The sequence below is a fragment of the Stenotrophomonas sp. STEN035 genome, assembly GCF_056759935.1.
This window is the reverse complement of record NZ_JBRRDY010000004.1, coordinates 118276-133552: the sequence shown is the minus strand read 5'-3', so window position 1 is coordinate 133552 and position 15277 is coordinate 118276. Positions and strand designations below refer to the sequence as shown.

Genomic DNA, 15277 nt, shown 5'->3' with positions numbered 1-15277 from the left:
ACCCCAACCCCTCTCCCGCGGGCGGGCGGCGGGGGAGGGGGCCGAGGCGGGCCGACGGGGGGGGCCCCCGAACCCGCGCCGGGGGCGGGTTTGGGGGGCTCTTCCCTTCTGTCCTCACGGGTTGTGACCCGTTCCCCGGGGGGCGGGAGAGGGGTTGGGGTGAGGGGAAGCTTCTAGCTAAAGAACCAAAAAGCCCGAATTCATCCAGCTTTAACAGCGCTAGGCGCTCCTTACGCCTGCCGGCTCATTCCAGCCCGGTTCATCCATTGCGGAGGCGTATATGTTCGAGTCGTTGATTCGCGAAGCGGCAAGCCGCTTTCATCTCGGCGACAATGCAGGGCGCCTCGTGCGCCAGCTTGTCGATGCAATTTTCGATCCTGCCAACGGCGGTTTTGCCGGCCTGCAGAAACGCTTTACCGATGCCGGCCTGGATGGCCTGCTCTCCTCGTGGATGGGCTCCACACCCGGCGACAACGTACTGCAACCAGACCAGTTCAGTGCCGGCTTCGGTCAGAATCTGGCCAGCGGTATCGCCAGCAAACTCGGTATTCCCGCAGCGGCAGTGAACATGGCCGGTGCGTGGTTGCTGCCGAAGATCGTCGGCCAACTCACCCCAGGCGGCAAGATCCCCACCTCACGCCCGGCTGACTACGAGCGTTGGTTCGGCACCGCAACACCAACAGCGGGCTATAGCGGCGGTGGAACAGTCCCCGCCAAGGCTTCGGGCGGCTTCTGGAAATGGCTGATCCCGCTGATCCTGCTGCTCGCGGCATTCCTGCTGTTCCGCAGCTGCAAGAAGGAAGAAGCCGTTGCACCAGCGCCGATGCAACCGGCGACCACCATGCAACCTGCAGCACCGGTTGCACAAGCCAATCCACGCTTTGGCTTCGAGAACGTGGACGGCAAGGTGACAGTAAGTGGCCAGGTTGCCAACGAGGCCGACAAGACCCGCCTATGGGATGCGCTGAAATCCAACTTCGGTGAAGGCAATCTGGCCGGCAACATCACCGTTGATCCGGCAACCCTGCCAGCGGGTTGGCTGGACAAGCTGATCGCCGCGTTGCCAGAGCTGAAAGCCAAGGGCCTGAAATTCGGCTTCGATGGCGACAAGCTCAGCATCGATACCAGCGGCATGTCCGAAGCCGATCGTTTCACCGTAAGCGACAAGCTGCGCAGCCTGTTCGGCGGCTTCGAGATCAGTGGCTTGTGGGACCGTGCGGCAGCGGCCTTGTCAGGACTCAAAGCCGGCTTCAGCGGCGATGACCTGGTCAAAGCGCTGAACCTGATGAACATCTATTTCGACACAGGCTCGGCCACCATCACCCGCGACAGCCTGGAGACGCTGACCAGCGCTGCGAATGCGATCAAGCAGGCACCTGCGGGCACGAAGATCGAGGTCGGTGGGCACACCGATAACACCGGTGATGCTGCTGCAAACGTCACCTTGAGCCAACAGCGTGCGGACGCAGTGGTTGCCAAGTTGGCCGAGCTTGGCGTTGCTGCCGATACGCTCTCCGCCAAGGGCTATGGCCAGGAAAAGCCGCGTGCCAGCAATGACACTGAAGAGGGTCGTGCGCAGAACCGTCGGATCGAGTTCGCAGTTACCAAGTGATGTTTTGCATTGGGTGAGTTCGCTTGCTTTCAGAGCGCCCTCACCCCAACCCCTCTCCCGTAAACGGGAGAGGGGCTAGTGCACTACGAGTACTAGCGATGCGAGCCCCTCTCCCGCGTCCGCGGGAGAGGGGTTGGGGTGAGGCCGCTCTGAAAGCCCGTACAGCAAGCTCTCAGCCCCAAATGACCTTCCTGTAACAACCGCTGCGGCATAGTGACCGCATGCTTGATGACCTACAGCGACCGCCCCCTCCGGCGCTGGCAGACGACGACGCACTGTTTCTCGACGTAGACGGCACCTTGCTCGCCTTTGCCGACCACCCGGACAAGGTGGCGCCCGACCCGTCCCTGCTCGCGCTGCTAGCCAGCGTGCAGCAAGGTCTCGACGGCGCGCTGGCGCTGCTCAGTGGCCGCCCTGTCAGCCAACTACAGGCCATGTTCGCGCCGCTGCGCCTGCCCATGGCCGGCCTGCATGGCGCGCAACTGCTCACTTCTGTCGATGCAGAACCCGCCCAGACAGACACCGCAGCTTGGCTGCACGCATTGCACCAGCGCGCGATGCAGCTGGCGCATGCCCACCCCGGTGTGATGATCGAGAACAAGGGCCAGGCACTGGCCTTGCACTGGCGCAATGCGCCGGATGCTGGCGCGGCCGTGATCGCATTCGCCAACGCGCAACTTCCGCAGCTCCATGACGTGCGCCTGCAACCCGGCAACCACGTCATCGAGTTCGTCGGCAGTGGCCACGACAAGGGCCGCGCCCTGCAGCAACTGATGCAGCACCCACCCTTCCAAGGCCGTCGCCCAGTCTTCATCGGCGACGACCTGACCGACGAGCACGGCTTCCACGCCGCGCAGCAGCTCGGCGGCATTGGCGTACTTGTCGGCCAACGCAACGAGAGCGTGGCCGTTGCAGCGCTACCGGACATCCCCGCTGTACACGCTTGGCTGCGCGCAGCCATTACCTGACCCACCCGGAGGAAACAGCGGCGCCACTGGTGTTCGCGCAACAAGGAGAACGCAATGCAAGACGCCACCCTCGACCTTGGCGTAGTTGGCAATGGCAGTTTTGGCGCACTGATCGACAAGCAGGCGCGCGTGGTCTGGAGCTGCCTGCCCAGCTTCGATGGTGATCCGGCCTTCTGTGCCCTGCTCGGCCCCAACCAGCACCCCGGCGGTGACTTCGGCATCGAGCTGGAGGACTTCCTCGACAGCGAACAGTCCTACCTCACCAACACCGCAATCCTGCGCACGGTGCTGCGCGACAGCCATGGCGGCGCGCTGGAAATCCTCGATTTCGCCCCACGCTGGCGCCAGAACGATCGCTTCTACCGGCCGGTCAGCCTGATCCGCTAGGTCACGCCCCTGTCCGGCAATCCGCGCATCACCGTGCACGCACGGCCGTTGGCCGACTGGGGCGCGCGGCAACCGGAAACCACCTGGGGCAGCAACCACATCCGTTGGTTGCTACCGGATCTGGTGCTGCGCCTGACCACCGATGTACCCGTGCGCTTCGTCCGCGATGCCCTGCCCTTCGTGCTCAATCATCAGGTGCACCTGGTGCTGGGCGTGGACGAATCGCTGAACCGCTCACTCAGCGGCTACGTACAGGAAGCCATGCAGCGCACACGCGACTACTGGCGCGAATGGGTGCGCTACCTGTCGGTGCCGCTGGAATGGCAGGACGCGGTGATACGCAGTGCCATCACCTTGAAACTATGCCAATACGAGGACAGCGGCGCGATCATCGCGGCGATGACCACCTCCATCCCGGAAGCACCTGGCAGCAGCCGCAACTGGGACTACCGCTATTGCTGGCTGCGCGATGCGGCGTTCGTGGTGCGCGCGCTCAACCGGCTCGGCGCGACCCGCACCATGGAGCAGTTCCTGGGCTACATCTTCAACCTGGCCAGCACCGACGGCAGCCTGCAGCCACTGTACGGCATCGGCTTCGAGGCCAAGCTCGACGAGGAGGAAGTCGCCTCGTTGTCCGGCTATTGCGGCATGGGCCCGGTGCGCCGCGGCAACCTGGCCTGGGTGCAGCGCCAGCACGATGTCTACGGCAGCGTGGTGTTGGCCTCCACCCAGTTGTTCTTCGACCAGCGTCTGCAGGACCCGGGTGACGCGCACACCTTCGCGCGGCTGGAACCCCTTGGCGAACAAGCCTTCGCACTGCACGACGTCCCGGATGCCGGCCTTTGGGAATTCCGTGGCCGTACCGAAGTCCATACCTACACCAGCGCGATGTGCTGGGCGGCCTGTGACCGGCTGTCCAAGATCGCAACCCGCTTGAAGCTCGATGGCCGCGCCGTCTACTGGCGCGAACGGGCCAACCAGATCCACGCACGGATCATGCACGAAAGCTGGAGCGAGCAGCTTGGCCACTTCACCGATACGTTCGGAGGTCATCGGCTGGATGCCTCCTTGTTGCTGCTGGCCGACATCGGCTTCATCGATGCCAACGACGCGCGCTTCATCGCCACGGTCGAGGCCATCGGCCGTGACCTGAAGCATGGCAACGCCTTGTATCGATATACCGCCCCGGATGACTTCGGCACACCGGAGACCAGCTTCACCATCTGCACGTTCTGGTACATCGACGCGCTGGCTGCGATCGGGCGCATGGACGAGGCGCGCGAGATGTTCGAGATCCTGCTGCAGCAACGCAATCATCTGGGCCTGCTATCCGAAGACCTCGGCTTCGATGGCAAGGCCTGGGGCAACTTCCCGCAGACCTACTCGCATGTGGGCTTGGTGATCGCTGCGATGCGCTTGTCACGCAGTTGGCAGGAGGCTTCGTGAGCCGACTGGTTGTAGTCTCCAATCGGGTAGCACTACCAGGAGAAAACCGTGCAGGCGGGCTCGCAACCGGCCTGCTCGCAGCGCTCAGCGAACGTGGCGGGCTATGGTTCGGCTGGAGCGGGCGCAGCGTCAATGTCGACAGCGGCGCCCTGCATGAAGCGCAGGATGGGCCGATCCGCTATTTGACGATGGACCTGTCCAAAAGCGATCTGGACAACTACTACAACGGCTTCGCCAATCGCGCGTTGTGGCCGCTGCTGCATTTCCGCCTGGATCTGGTGGACTACGACCGGCGCAAGCGCGAGGGCTATTGGAAGGTAAACAGGCTGTTCGCCGATACGCTGGCACCGTTGCTGCGTGACGACGATACGGTCTGGATCCACGACTACCACCTGATCCCATTGGCGGCGTTGCTGCGCGAGCGCGGCATCGCCTGCCGGATTGGCTTCTTCCTGCATGTGCCGGTTCCCTCGGCCGACCTCATCCAGGCCCTGCCCGACCACCGCTCACTGTTCTCGGCGTTGTATTCGTACGACCTGCTCGGCTTCCAGACCCGCCGTGACGTGGACCGCTTCCAGTCCTATGTGCGCCTGTTCGGCGGCGGCACGTTGATCGACAGCGACTGGATCAAGGCACCCGATGGTCGCCGCGTGCGTACCTCCGCATTCCCGATAGGCATCGATACCGAGCACATCGCACGGCAAGCCCGCAGCGCAGCCAGCAACAAGCCGGTGCGCGATCTTCGTCAGAGCCTGCAGCACCGCAAGCTGGCAATCGGCGTGGACCGGCTGGATTACTCCAAGGGCTTGCCGGAACGTTTCCACGGTTTCGAGCGTTACCTGCAGCGCTATCCACAGCAGAAAGGCGATATGACCTTCCTGCAGATCGCGCCGGTATCCCGTGCCAGCGTCAACGAGTACCGCAAGCTGCGTGGCGATCTGGAGCGTCTGGCCGGGCATATCAACGGCGGCCATGCCGAAGCCGATTGGACACCGCTGCGCTACGTCAACCAGAACTACGCACACAGCACGCTGACCGGGTTCTACCGGCAGGCGGCAGTCGGCTTGGCAACGCCGCTGCGCGACGGCATGAACCTGGTCGCCAAGGAGTACATCGCTGCGCAGGACCCCGAGAACCCGGGCATGTTGGTGTTGTCGCTATTGGCTGGCGCGGCGGATGAATTGAAGCAGGCGCTGCTGGTCAATCCGCACGATCTGGATGGTGTGGCCGATGCGATAGCGACGGCTGCAAACATGCCGCGGGCAGAGCGGATCGAGCGCTGGCGCGCGATGATGGAGCATCTGCGCACGCATGATATCCACCGATGGCGGCGGGATTATCTGTTGGCGTTGGAGGGGGTTTAGGGCTGGAGCGAAGGCAAGAGCCTGCCCTCACCCCAACCCCTCTCCCGTAAACGGGAGAGGGGCTAGAATCGCGTCGGCTGCACGTGCATTAGCCCCTCTCCCGTTTACGGGAGAGGGGTTGGGGTGAGGGGAAGCTCCTAGCAAGCAGAACCCAACCCACTCAATCCAAAAACCGCCCGCGCTGCTCAGCGGTCGGCAGAAAACAGCTGTCATGCCGCCCAAACCAGCGGTAGCGGTTGCGCGCCAGCCAGCGATACGCGGGATCCCGCACAGAAACCGGCAACACCCGCGCAAGCCCGGCCAGCCGCCAAGCCCCACCCAATCCGGTCACCACCCGCAGAATCGCGTCAGTGTCGGTATACGCCACACCATCGGCGACCAACAGGAACGACAAGGGATCGTCCGGGTCCAGCCCATGCGCGGCCAACAAAGCACGCCCCTGCCCGCCCTGCATCGCCGCGAACCGATAGCGACCGACCCGATCGAACCGCAGCAGGAAGCGCACCCAGCGGCTGCACAGCGCGCAGACGCCATCAAACACGATCACCGCAGGCTCAGCCATGCGCGCCCTCCGGCAACAGCCAGCCTTCGTACCGGATCAGCCGCCCGATCAGCGGCATCGATACGTCCACGAGGAATTCATAGCGCCCGGCCTGCTCACGCTCGCGGCATTGCACCTGCGCGAACCAGCGGGTCGGCAACGGCAACACACCGAAGGCCCAGACACGCTCGGCCCGCCACAGGATCTGGCCAGCCTCCTCGCGCAATCCGAAGCGGAAGCGCACCGCGCCAAGCTGCTCGAACAGCTGCCCATCGCGCTGCCACAAGCGCGAGGCCATGCGCGCCAGTCCGAATTGCCGGTTCCAGCGTTCTCCGTTGGCATCAACCAGGAACTCCACCGTCACCGGCACGCTGGAGGTTGGCGGCAGCCGCGCCAGCCAGGCGCAAGGCGCGACCAGCCAATGGCTGCCGCGCAGCACCTCGCCCTGCCCGTTCCAGCGCTGACGCGCAGGGATCGAGTGCAGCGCACGCACCTGCGGGGCCAAACGTTCAAACGCCGGACCCAGCACCTGTGCGAACAGGGGCGCGGTCAAGGCTCCATCCACACCAGGGTGGCGATACGGCCGCCGCGTCGGTCGCGGCGGTGCGAGAACCAGCGCTGCGGATCGGCCATGGTGCACAGGTCGCCGCCGTGGATTGCCGCCGGCTGCATGCCTGCGGCAACCAATCGCTGTCGGGCCAGCCCAGGCAGGTCCACCAGCCAGTGACCGGGCCGGGTGGCCACGAAGTGGCTCTCAGCGGCGCTGGAATGCGCCAGGAAGGCCTCGCGCACGTCGACGCCGACCTCGTACAGGGCCGGGCCGGCCGCAGGGCCTATCCACGCTACCAGCGCCTCGGCGGGCGTGTGCATGGCAGCCATTGTGTTTTCCAGCATGCCGCGCGCCAATCCACCCCAGCCGGCATGGGCCGCCGCAACTTCGCTGCCATCGCGGGCGGCAAACACCACCGGCAGGCAGTCTGCGGTAAGGATGGCCAGCACCACGCCCGGCACCGAGGTCACCGACGCATCGGCGGTTGGCTCAGCGTCCAGCCCCTGCGCCTGCGGCGGCGCGTCGAAACGCAGCGCCACGCTGCTGTGCACCTGACGCAGCCAGTGCGCCGCCGACGGCAGCTTTGCCAGTCGATGCAATTCATCGCGGTTGCGCTGCACCTGGGCCGGATCGTCGCCATCGGCGGCGGTCCTGTTACCCAGGTTGAAACTGTCAAACGGGGGCTGCGAGCCGCCTGCGCCATGGCGCATCGTGGTGAACGCCCGCACCCCAGCGGGCGCAGGCCAGTCGGCCAGCCACAGCGGACTCGCCTCCACCATTACCAGCGGCCTCGCTCGCGGTCGGCGAAGGCCTTGGAGTCCTCACGCAGCGCCTTCATCAGCGCCTGCAGATCGGCCGGCACCGGGGCGGTGTTGCTGATGCTCTCACCGGTGATCGGATGCGTGAACTCCAGGGTCTCGGCGTGCAGGGCCTGACGCTTGAACCCGCGCAGCGCCGCGACCAGCTCGTCGGTGGCGCCCTTGGGCAGCTTCAGCGAGCCGCCGTACAGCGGGTCACCGACGATGGCGTGCTTCAGGTGCGCCATGTGCACGCGGATCTGGTGGGTACGGCCGGTTTCCAGGCGGCATTCCAGCGCGGTATGGGCGCGGAAGCGTTCGCGCAGGCGGTAATGGGTCACCGCTTCCTTGCCGTCCTCGCGCACGCCCATCTTCAGGCGGTCGCGCGCATGGCGGTCGATCGGGGCATCGGCGGTACCGCCGGAGACCAGCGCGCCGACCACCACCGCCAGGTACTGGCGATGCACTTCACGCGCGGACAGCTGCTCAACCAGCGCGGTCTGCGCCTGCACGGTACGGGCCACCACCATGACGCCGCTGGTGTCCTTGTCGAGGCGGTGGACCACGCCGGCGCGCGGCACCTTGGCGATCTCCGGGTCCCGGAACAGCAGCGCGTTGAGCAGGGTGCCGCTGGGGTTGCCTGCGCCGGGGTGGACCACCAGGCCGGCCGGCTTGTCGATCACGAACACGTGTTCGTCCTCGTACAGGACCGACAAGGGGATGTCCTCCGGCAGGGCATGGACTTCGACCTCCAGCACCGCATTCAGGGTGGCGATCTCCCCACCGCGGACCGGGTCGCGCGGGCGCACAGGCTCGCCATCGAGCAGAACTGCGCCGGTTTTGATCCATTCGGTCAGGCGCGAACGGGAGAATTCGGGGAACAATTCGGCCAGGACCGCGTCGAAGCGACGACCGGCGGCGGAATCGGGAACCTGCGCGTGGCGCGGGCTGGAAGAGGTGTTCTCGGACATGGGTAAAGACCGGCTGTAGACGAAATTATGGGGTCCTGACGACAACAGTCAGTCGCAGGACAGGCCACTAGGCTATCATCGCCCCTTCGTATTCCTGCCGCGTCCTGCCCTGAACCCATGATCCGACGCTCTTCGCTGCTGTCCGCGCCCGTCCGCCTCACCGCCCTGCTGCTGGTTTTGGTCTTCGTCGCCACTGGCTGCCATCGCGGCGCCAAGAAGGACGCCGACGAAGGCGCGCCGGTCGAACAACTGTTTGAAAAGAGCCACAAGCTGATGGAGGGCGGCAACTGGTCCGGCGCCGAAACCAGCTTCAAGCGCTTGATTGCACAGTACCCGTACGGCCCATACACCGAGCAGGCGATGATCGAAAGCGCCTACGCCCAGTACAAGGCCGGCAAGAACGATGACGCGGTGTCGAGCATCGACCGCTTCATCCGCACCTACCCGACCCACCGCAACATCGCGTACCTGTACTACCTGCGCGGTCTTGCCAACGGCAACCGCGATACGGTTTTCCTGCGCCGCGTATGGTCGCTGGACCCGAGCCGCCGCGATCTGTCGACCCCGCGCCAGGCCTATGCCGATTTCAATATCGTCACCGAGCGCTACCCGAACAGCCGTTATGCCGCCGATGCGCGCCAGCGCATGGTCGAACTGCGCGACGTGTTCGCCCAGCATGAGCTGGACGATGCCCTGTATTACGCCCGCCGCGGAGCCTGGGTGTCCGTGGTTGGCCGCGCCAACTACCTGCTGGAAACCTACCCGCAGAGCGCCTTCCAGTACGACGCCGTCGCGCTGCTCGGCGAGGCCTACACCAACCTGGGCAACAAGACCCTGGCCGACGACGCCCGCCGCGTGCTTGAGCTGAACCAGCCGGAGCATCCGTGGCTGGCCGGCAACTGGCCGAAGTACCCGTGGATGATCCGCAAGCTGAACCCGTTCGCGGGTGAACGCTCGGTGGCCACCGGCCAGAGCAACGCCACGATGAACCGCGGCAAGTAAGCTGCTTCGGTACTGCTGGTGATTGGAAAGGGGCCTTTGGGCCCCTTTCTTGTTTTTAGGATCTAGGGGTGGTTCCTTTGGCTTTGGCTTCGACCTTGGCTTCGACCTTGGCTTTGGCTGGGCTTGCTTGCTAGAAGCCCGCCCTCACCCCAACCCCTCTCCCGTAAACGGGAGAGGGGCTAGCGCGCTAGCGACCGACGCAGTACGAGCCCCTCTCCCGTTTACGGGAGAGGGGTTGGGGTGAGGGCAGCTCTAAAGCTCCCGCACAAAAACGCCCCCTCACCAACGCCCCCTCATCCCAAAAATAAAATGCCACCGACAACTCGGTGGCAAGGAGAGAGATGAGCCCATATTTTCTTGTGGCCCAATCTTGCGCCCGCAATATGTAGAGAATTTGTCGAAAACTCGTTGGACGGGGCAATACAGTTGACGAACCGCTACTGGGCCGCATGCTGCAACTGCAGGCGGGTGGGATGCTTCCCAGGCAGATCAACCGTTTCGCCACTGAACACACAAGCAGAAGGGGCCTAACGGCCCCTTCTGCTTACTAGCACTGTCAGCGAAAAGCTCAGCCGCGATAGCCGTTGGTAATGGGATAGCGGCGCTCGCGCCCAAACGCGCGGCGCGACACCTTCGGTCCCGGCGCAGCCTGATGACGCTTCCACTCGCTGATACGCACCAGCTTCAGCACTCTGTCCACCACCTCCGGCGCGTAACCGGCAGCAACGATGTCTTCGCGCGATTGTTCCTGATCGATGTAGCGGTACAGGATGCCATCCAGCACATCGTAGGCCGGCAACGAGTCCTGGTCGGTCTGGTTGTCACGCAGCTCGGCCGAGGGCGCTCGGGCAATCACCGCAGGCGGAATCACCGGCGCGCCGCCCACGGTATTTCGCCACTTGGACAGCCCGTAGACTTCCGTCTTGTACAAGTCCTTCAGCGGCGCATAGCCACCGCACATGTCGCCGTAGATGGTGGCGTAACCCACCGCGTACTCGCTCTTGTTGCCAGTCGTGAGCACCAGACCGCCGAACTTGTTGCTCAGCGCCATCAGAATCACGCCCCGGCTACGCGACTGCAGGTTTTCCTCAGTGACATCGGCCGTCTGCCCTTCAAACATCGCCGATAGCGACTGCATCAAGCCCTGGAACGCAGGTTCGATCGGCACCGTCTCCAGCTTTACACCGAGCGCACGGCATTGCTCCACCGCTAGGTCATTGGACAGATCGGCGGTATAGCGCGACGGCATGCTGACTGCAGTGACGTTGTCGGCGCCAAGCGCGTCGACCGCCATGGCCAGCACCAGCGCCGAGTCGATGCCGCCGGACAGACCCAGCCATACCTTGCTGAAACCATTCTTGCCGCAATAGTCCTGGATGCCGCGGGTGACCGCGCGCCAGGCCAATGCATCCATGCTTTCATCGCCATCATCGATCCAGCGCAGCGGCATGAAGTTGCGCCCAGCGACGTTGTATTCCACCACCAGCATTTCTTCAGTGAAAGCCACGGCGGCTGGATGCACGGTGCCATCGCCATCGGCCACGACCGAAGCACCATCAAACACCACCGCGTCCTGACCACCAACAGTGTTGACGTAGGCGATGGCCACGCCGCTCTCGCGGCTGCGCTCGGCCAGCAGCGCATCGCGCTGGGCGTGCTTGCCACGTTCGTATGGCGAGGCGTTGGGCACCAGCACCAGTTCGGCGCCGGCCTTGACGGTGGCAGCCAGCGGCTCGGGGAACCACAGGTCTTCGCAGATCACCAAGCCCAGCTTCACGCCATTGACCTCGAACACGCAGTTGCCACCATCCGGATCCACGTCGAAATAGCGTCGCTCGTCAAACACGGCGTAGTTGGGCAGCTCGCGCTTGCGGTAGGTGGCGGCGATGCCGCCATCGCGCAGCACGCTGGCAGCGTTGTAGACCACCGCACCGGCGCTCTGCGGCCAGCCAACCACGGCGACGATGCCCTGCACTTCCGCCGCGACCCGGGCCAATGCCTGCTCGCAACTGCGCAGGAACCCCGGGCGCATTAGCAGGTCTTCGGGCGGATAGCCACTGATGGCCAGTTCCGGGAACAGCACCACATCGGCACCGTATTCGTCACGCGCCTCCTGCATCAGCTCGATGATGCGGCCTGCGTTGCCGTCCACGTCCCCGACCGGGAAATCGAACTGGGCCAGGGCGATGCGTAGCGATTCGGACATATCAACAACCTTCTGCTTGGCCCCGCACCCTGCGGGGGCTTGGTGTTACCGATGCCGCCCGCAGGATGCTTTCGCAAACTGCGGAGGTATGGCTCAGGGCATCATTATTCCAGAAGCGCAGCACGCGGTAGCCATTGCGGTGCAGGAAGGCATCGCGGCGGCGGTCATTGGGGTCGGTTGCGTGTTGGCTGCCGTCCAGCTCGATGACCAGCTTGTGCGCCAGGCAGACGAAATCGACGACATAGGGTCCGATTGGGTGCTGTCGGCGGAACTTGAAGCCTACGAGGTGGCGGCCCCTGAGGAAGTACCAGATGCGCTGTTCGGCATCGGTCATGCGCCGGCGCAGGGCACGGGCGGTATTGGTTTTGCTGCCTTTGCGCATGTTTGTCTCCTTGGTTGGGAGACGATTGCTTGATGGAGCGGCAGCTGGAATCAGGGGGAACGCGTCTTTCCGATGGAGAGAACCCCGCTTTTGCGGCAAGCCTTGGCAGTTGCAGAAAGCAAAGGCAAAAGCAAAAGCTTGCCCTCACCCCTACCCCTCTCCCGCAGGCGGGAGAGGGGAAAGCAATTGCAACTGCCAGAGCCAGAGCCAGAGCCACAGCCACAGCCACAGCCACAGCCACAGCTACAGCTACAGCTACAGCAAAAACCAAAACCAAAACCAAAACCAAAGCCAGAGCCAGAGCCAGAGCCAAAGCAAAAACCAGAACTAGAGCCACAACCAGAAGCAGAACCAAGTCCAAAGCATTGATTCAAAGCCCGAGCCTGGGCCGAAGTTCGGCTCCGGCTCCGGCTCCGGCTTCGGCTTCGGCTCCGGCTTCGGCTCCGGCTTCGGCTTCGGCTTCGGCTTCGGCTCCGGCTCCGGCTCCGGCTCCAGCTCCGGCTCCAGCTCCGGCTCCGGCTTCGGCTTCGGCTCCGGCTCCGGCTTCGGCTTCGGCTCCGGCTCCGGCTCCGGCTCCGGCTCCGGCTTTGGCTTTGGCTTTGGCTTTGGCTTTGGCTTCCAGCTTGGCTTTAGCTGTCCCCTCTCCCGCCCGCGGGAGAGGGGTAGGGGTGAGGGCAGGCTCTTGCTCTTGCTCTCGCCCCAGCTTCTGCCTCCCCCGCACCCCAAAAACAAGAAAGGCCACCCGAAGGTGGCCTTTCTCAAATCACTGAAGCAAAGTCTTACTTGACCAGCTTCGCGATGGCAGCACCCAGGTCGCCCGGCGAACGGACGGTGACAACGCCAGCAGCTTCCATCGCTGCGAACTTGCCCTCAGCCGTGCCCTTGCCGCCCGATGCGATCGCACCAGCGTGGCCCATGCGCTTGCCGGCCGGAGCCGAAGCGCCGGCGATGAAGCCGACAACCGGCTTCTTCACGAACTGCTTGATGTATTCGGCACCAGCTTCCTCAGCGTCGCCACCGATTTCGCCAACCATGATGATGCCTTCGGTCTGCGGGTCTTCGTTGAACAGCTTCAGGCAGTCAACGAAGTTCAGACCGTTGATCGGGTCGCCGCCGATACCGATGCAGGTCGACTGGCCCAGGCCCACTTCCGTGGTCTGCTTGACCGCTTCATAGGTCAGGGTGCCCGAACGCGACACGATGCCGATCTTGCCCGGCATGTGGATGTGGCCCGGCATGATGCCGATCTTGCACTCGCCCGGGGTGATCACACCGGGGCAGTTCGGACCGACCAGCACGGTGTCCGGATGGGCACGGGTCAGCACGTTCTTGACGCGCAGCATGTCCAGCACCGGGATGCCCTCGGTGATGCAGACGATGACCTTGATGCCGGCAGCAGCGGCTTCCAGGATCGCGTCAGCCGCGTACGGCGGCGGCACGTAGATGACCGAAGCATTGGCGCCGGTGCTCTGCACGGCATCGGCCACGGTGTTGAACACCGGCAGGTCGATGTGGGTGGTGCCGCCCTTGCCCGGGGTCACGCCGCCGACAACCTGGGTGCCGTACTCGATCATCTGAGTGGCGTGGAAGGTGCCCTGCTGGCCGGTAAAGCCCTGCACGATCACCTTGGTGTTCTTGTTAATCAAAACAGACATTGGATTTCCTTCGGTGTCGGATCAGGCGGCGTTCTTGACAGCTTCAACGATCTTCTTGGCGCCATCGTTGATGTTGTCAGCCGGGATGATGGCCATGCCGCTGTCACGCAGCAGCTGCTTGCCTTCTTCCACGTTGGTGCCTTCCAGGCGCACCACGACCGGAACCTTGACGCCCACTTCCTTCACTGCGGCGATGATGCCTTCGGCAATCATGTCGCAGCGGACGATGCCGCCGAAGATGTTGACGAAGATGCCTTCGACCTTGTCCGAGGACAGGATCAGCTTGAAAGCTTCAATGACGCGCTGCTTGTTGGCACCGCCGCCCACGTCCAGGAAGTTCGCCGGCTCGCCGCCGTTGAGCTTGATGACGTCCATGGTGGCCATGGCCAGACCTGCGCCGTTGACCATGCAGCCGATGTTGCCGTCCATGGTGACGTAGTTGATGTCCAGCTCCGAAGCGATCACTTCGGTCGGGTCTTCCTGTGTCTTGTCGCGCATGGCGACCAGAGCCTTCTGGCGGAATGCGGCGTTGTCGTCGCTGTCGAACTTGCCGTCCAGCGCGTACAGGTTGCCGTCATCCAGGATGGCCAGCGGGTTGATTTCAACCAGCGCCAGGTCCTTTTCGTTGAACAGGCGGTACAGGTTGACCATGATGCTGGCGAACTGGCCAGCCTGCTTGGCGGTCAGGCCCAGCTTGAAGCCGAAATCACGGCCATGGTAACCCTGCACGCCCTCGACGAAGTCGACGTTGAGCGAGTGGATCAGCTCCGGGGTTTCAGCAGCAACCTGCTCGATCTCCACGCCACCTTCCGAAGAAGCGATGTAGGTGATGGTCTTGGTGCCACGGTCAACCAGCACCGACAGGTACAGCTCCTTGACGATCTCACCGGCGGTGGTCACCAGCACCAGGTTGACCGGCAGCTCGACGCCTGCGGTCTGGTAGGTAGCCATCTTGGTGCCGAGCATCTTGGCCGCAGCGGCCTTGACGTCGTCGGTGGTCTTGCAGAACTTGACGCCGCCAGCCTTGCCGCGGCCGCCAGCGTGGATCTGTGCCTTGACCATCCAGGGGCCCTGGCCCAGCGACTGGGCAGCTGCAACAGCCTCGTCCGGGGTCGCAGCGACCTTGCCGGCCGGGACCGGGATGCCGTATTCGGCAAGCAGTTGTTTTGACTGGTACTCGTGGAAATTCATGCGTCACCGTGGGAATAGGAACGACCGCACGCAGTCCGCAGGGCCAGAAATGGCCGACTGACAGGGCGGGCGGGCCCGATATTGTCGCCGACGGCGGGCCAGCACGCAAAGAAGTCTGTACAAATCGCCAGAACCGGCACGATTTCACCCGCCAATTCAGTAACTTGCCGGTGATTGGCAAGCAGATCAGAGAGTCCCCCGAGCG

At 64.1% G+C, this 15277-nt stretch carries 12 protein-coding genes and 1 pseudogene; 5 read left to right on the top strand and 8 right to left on the bottom strand.

Going from position 1 to position 15277, the window contains the following annotated elements:
* Positions 1-280: 280 nt before the first annotated feature.
* The 4 genes and pseudogenes from ACVOLL_RS03585 to otsA all read left to right on the top strand — a co-directional run bounded on the left by ACVOLL_RS03585 (position 281) and on the right by otsA (position 5777).
* Positions 281-1612 carry an OmpA family protein gene (locus tag ACVOLL_RS03585; protein ID WP_481511615.1) on the top strand — a complete coding sequence of 444 codons (1332 nt, stop codon included), beginning with the start codon at positions 281-283 and terminating at the stop codon, positions 1610-1612.
* Positions 1613-1833: 221 nt separating this feature from the next.
* Entirely contained in the window at positions 1834-2580 is a 747-nt protein-coding gene (gene otsB / locus ACVOLL_RS03580; protein ID WP_481511614.1) for a trehalose-phosphatase, read from the top strand.
* 54 nt (positions 2581-2634) lie between these two features.
* Positions 2635-4413, top strand: a pseudogene (locus ACVOLL_RS03575) (glycoside hydrolase family 15 protein).
* Positions 4410-5777: an alpha,alpha-trehalose-phosphate synthase (UDP-forming) gene (gene otsA / locus ACVOLL_RS03570; protein ID WP_481511613.1), complete on the top strand. Its 1368-nt coding sequence runs from the start codon at positions 4410-4412 to the stop codon at positions 5775-5777. Before ACVOLL_RS03575 ends, otsA begins: the two are co-directional and overlap by 4 nt.
* A 160-nt stretch (positions 5778-5937) precedes the next feature.
* Here otsA and ACVOLL_RS03565 read toward each other — a convergent pair whose 3' ends face one another.
* From ACVOLL_RS03565 to rluD, 4 genes are read right to left on the bottom strand one after another with little or no spacing between them, the layout of a single operon-like run.
* The gene (locus ACVOLL_RS03565; RefSeq protein WP_481511612.1) at positions 5938-6339 is read right to left on the bottom strand and encodes a thiol-disulfide oxidoreductase DCC family protein; all 402 of its coding nucleotides are present in this window, start codon (positions 6337-6339) and stop codon (positions 5938-5940) included.
* A complete protein-coding gene (locus ACVOLL_RS03560) occupies positions 6332-6871 on the bottom strand; it encodes a DUF4166 domain-containing protein (RefSeq protein WP_481511611.1) in 540 nt (179 codons plus the stop codon). The genes ACVOLL_RS03565 and ACVOLL_RS03560 overlap by 8 nt, the downstream gene beginning before the upstream one ends.
* Positions 6868-7647, bottom strand: coding sequence for a peptidoglycan editing factor PgeF (gene pgeF / locus ACVOLL_RS03555; protein ID WP_481511610.1), 780 nt, complete (start codon positions 7645-7647; stop codon positions 6868-6870). The genes ACVOLL_RS03560 and pgeF overlap by 4 nt, the downstream gene beginning before the upstream one ends.
* A complete protein-coding gene (rluD, locus tag ACVOLL_RS03550; RefSeq protein WP_481511609.1) occupies positions 7647-8636 on the bottom strand; it encodes a 23S rRNA pseudouridine(1911/1915/1917) synthase RluD in 990 nt (329 codons plus the stop codon). Before rluD ends, pgeF begins: the two co-directional genes overlap by 1 nt.
* Positions 8637-8753: 117 nt before the next feature.
* Between rluD and ACVOLL_RS03545 the strand changes: the two genes are divergently transcribed.
* The gene (locus tag ACVOLL_RS03545; RefSeq protein WP_481509417.1) at positions 8754-9638 is read left to right on the top strand and encodes an outer membrane protein assembly factor BamD; all 885 of its coding nucleotides are present in this window, start codon (positions 8754-8756) and stop codon (positions 9636-9638) included.
* A 568-nt stretch (positions 9639-10206) separates the two neighbouring features.
* Here ACVOLL_RS03545 and ACVOLL_RS03540 read toward each other — a convergent pair.
* The 4 genes from ACVOLL_RS03540 to sucC form a co-directional block, all read right to left on the bottom strand.
* The gene (locus tag ACVOLL_RS03540; RefSeq protein WP_481511608.1) at positions 10207-11844 is read right to left on the bottom strand and encodes an NAD+ synthase; all 1638 of its coding nucleotides are present in this window, start codon (positions 11842-11844) and stop codon (positions 10207-10209) included.
* A gap of 1 nt (position 11845) precedes the next feature.
* Positions 11846-12226: an endonuclease domain-containing protein gene (locus ACVOLL_RS03535; protein WP_481511607.1), complete on the bottom strand. Its 381-nt coding sequence runs from the start codon at positions 12224-12226 to the stop codon at positions 11846-11848.
* Between the two features lie 779 nt (positions 12227-13005).
* Positions 13006-13881, bottom strand: coding sequence for a succinate--CoA ligase subunit alpha (gene sucD / locus ACVOLL_RS03530; protein ID WP_481511606.1), 876 nt, complete (start codon positions 13879-13881; stop codon positions 13006-13008).
* Positions 13882-13902: 21 nt separating this feature from the next.
* Complete coding sequence (gene sucC, locus ACVOLL_RS03525; RefSeq protein ID WP_057629765.1) at positions 13903-15072, bottom strand: ADP-forming succinate--CoA ligase subunit beta; 1170 nt, start codon at positions 15070-15072, stop codon at positions 13903-13905.
* Between the last annotated feature and the right edge of the window lie 205 nt (positions 15073-15277).

Coding starts and splice junctions, on each gene's coding strand:
- ACVOLL_RS03585 (WP_481511615.1), top strand. CDS start 281: ATGTTCGAGTCGTTGATTCGCGAAGCGGCAAGCCGCTTTCATCTCGGC.
- otsB (WP_481511614.1), top strand. CDS start 1,834: ATGCTTGATGACCTACAGCGACCGCCCCCTCCGGCGCTGGCAGACGAC.
- ACVOLL_RS03565 (WP_481511612.1), bottom strand. CDS start 6,339: ATGGCTGAGCCTGCGGTGATCGTGTTTGATGGCGTCTGCGCGCTGTGC.
- pgeF (WP_481511610.1), bottom strand. CDS start 7,647: ATGGTGGAGGCGAGTCCGCTGTGGCTGGCCGACTGGCCTGCGCCCGCT.
- rluD (WP_481511609.1), bottom strand. CDS start 8,636: ATGTCCGAGAACACCTCTTCCAGCCCGCGCCACGCGCAGGTTCCCGAT.
- ACVOLL_RS03545 (WP_481509417.1), top strand. CDS start 8,754: ATGATCCGACGCTCTTCGCTGCTGTCCGCGCCCGTCCGCCTCACCGCC.
- ACVOLL_RS03540 (WP_481511608.1), bottom strand. CDS start 11,844: ATGTCCGAATCGCTACGCATCGCCCTGGCCCAGTTCGATTTCCCGGTC.
- ACVOLL_RS03535 (WP_481511607.1), bottom strand. CDS start 12,226: ATGCGCAAAGGCAGCAAAACCAATACCGCCCGTGCCCTGCGCCGGCGC.
- sucD (WP_481511606.1), bottom strand. CDS start 13,881: ATGTCTGTTTTGATTAACAAGAACACCAAGGTGATCGTGCAGGGCTTT.
- sucC (WP_057629765.1), bottom strand. CDS start 15,072: ATGAATTTCCACGAGTACCAGTCAAAACAACTGCTTGCCGAATACGGC.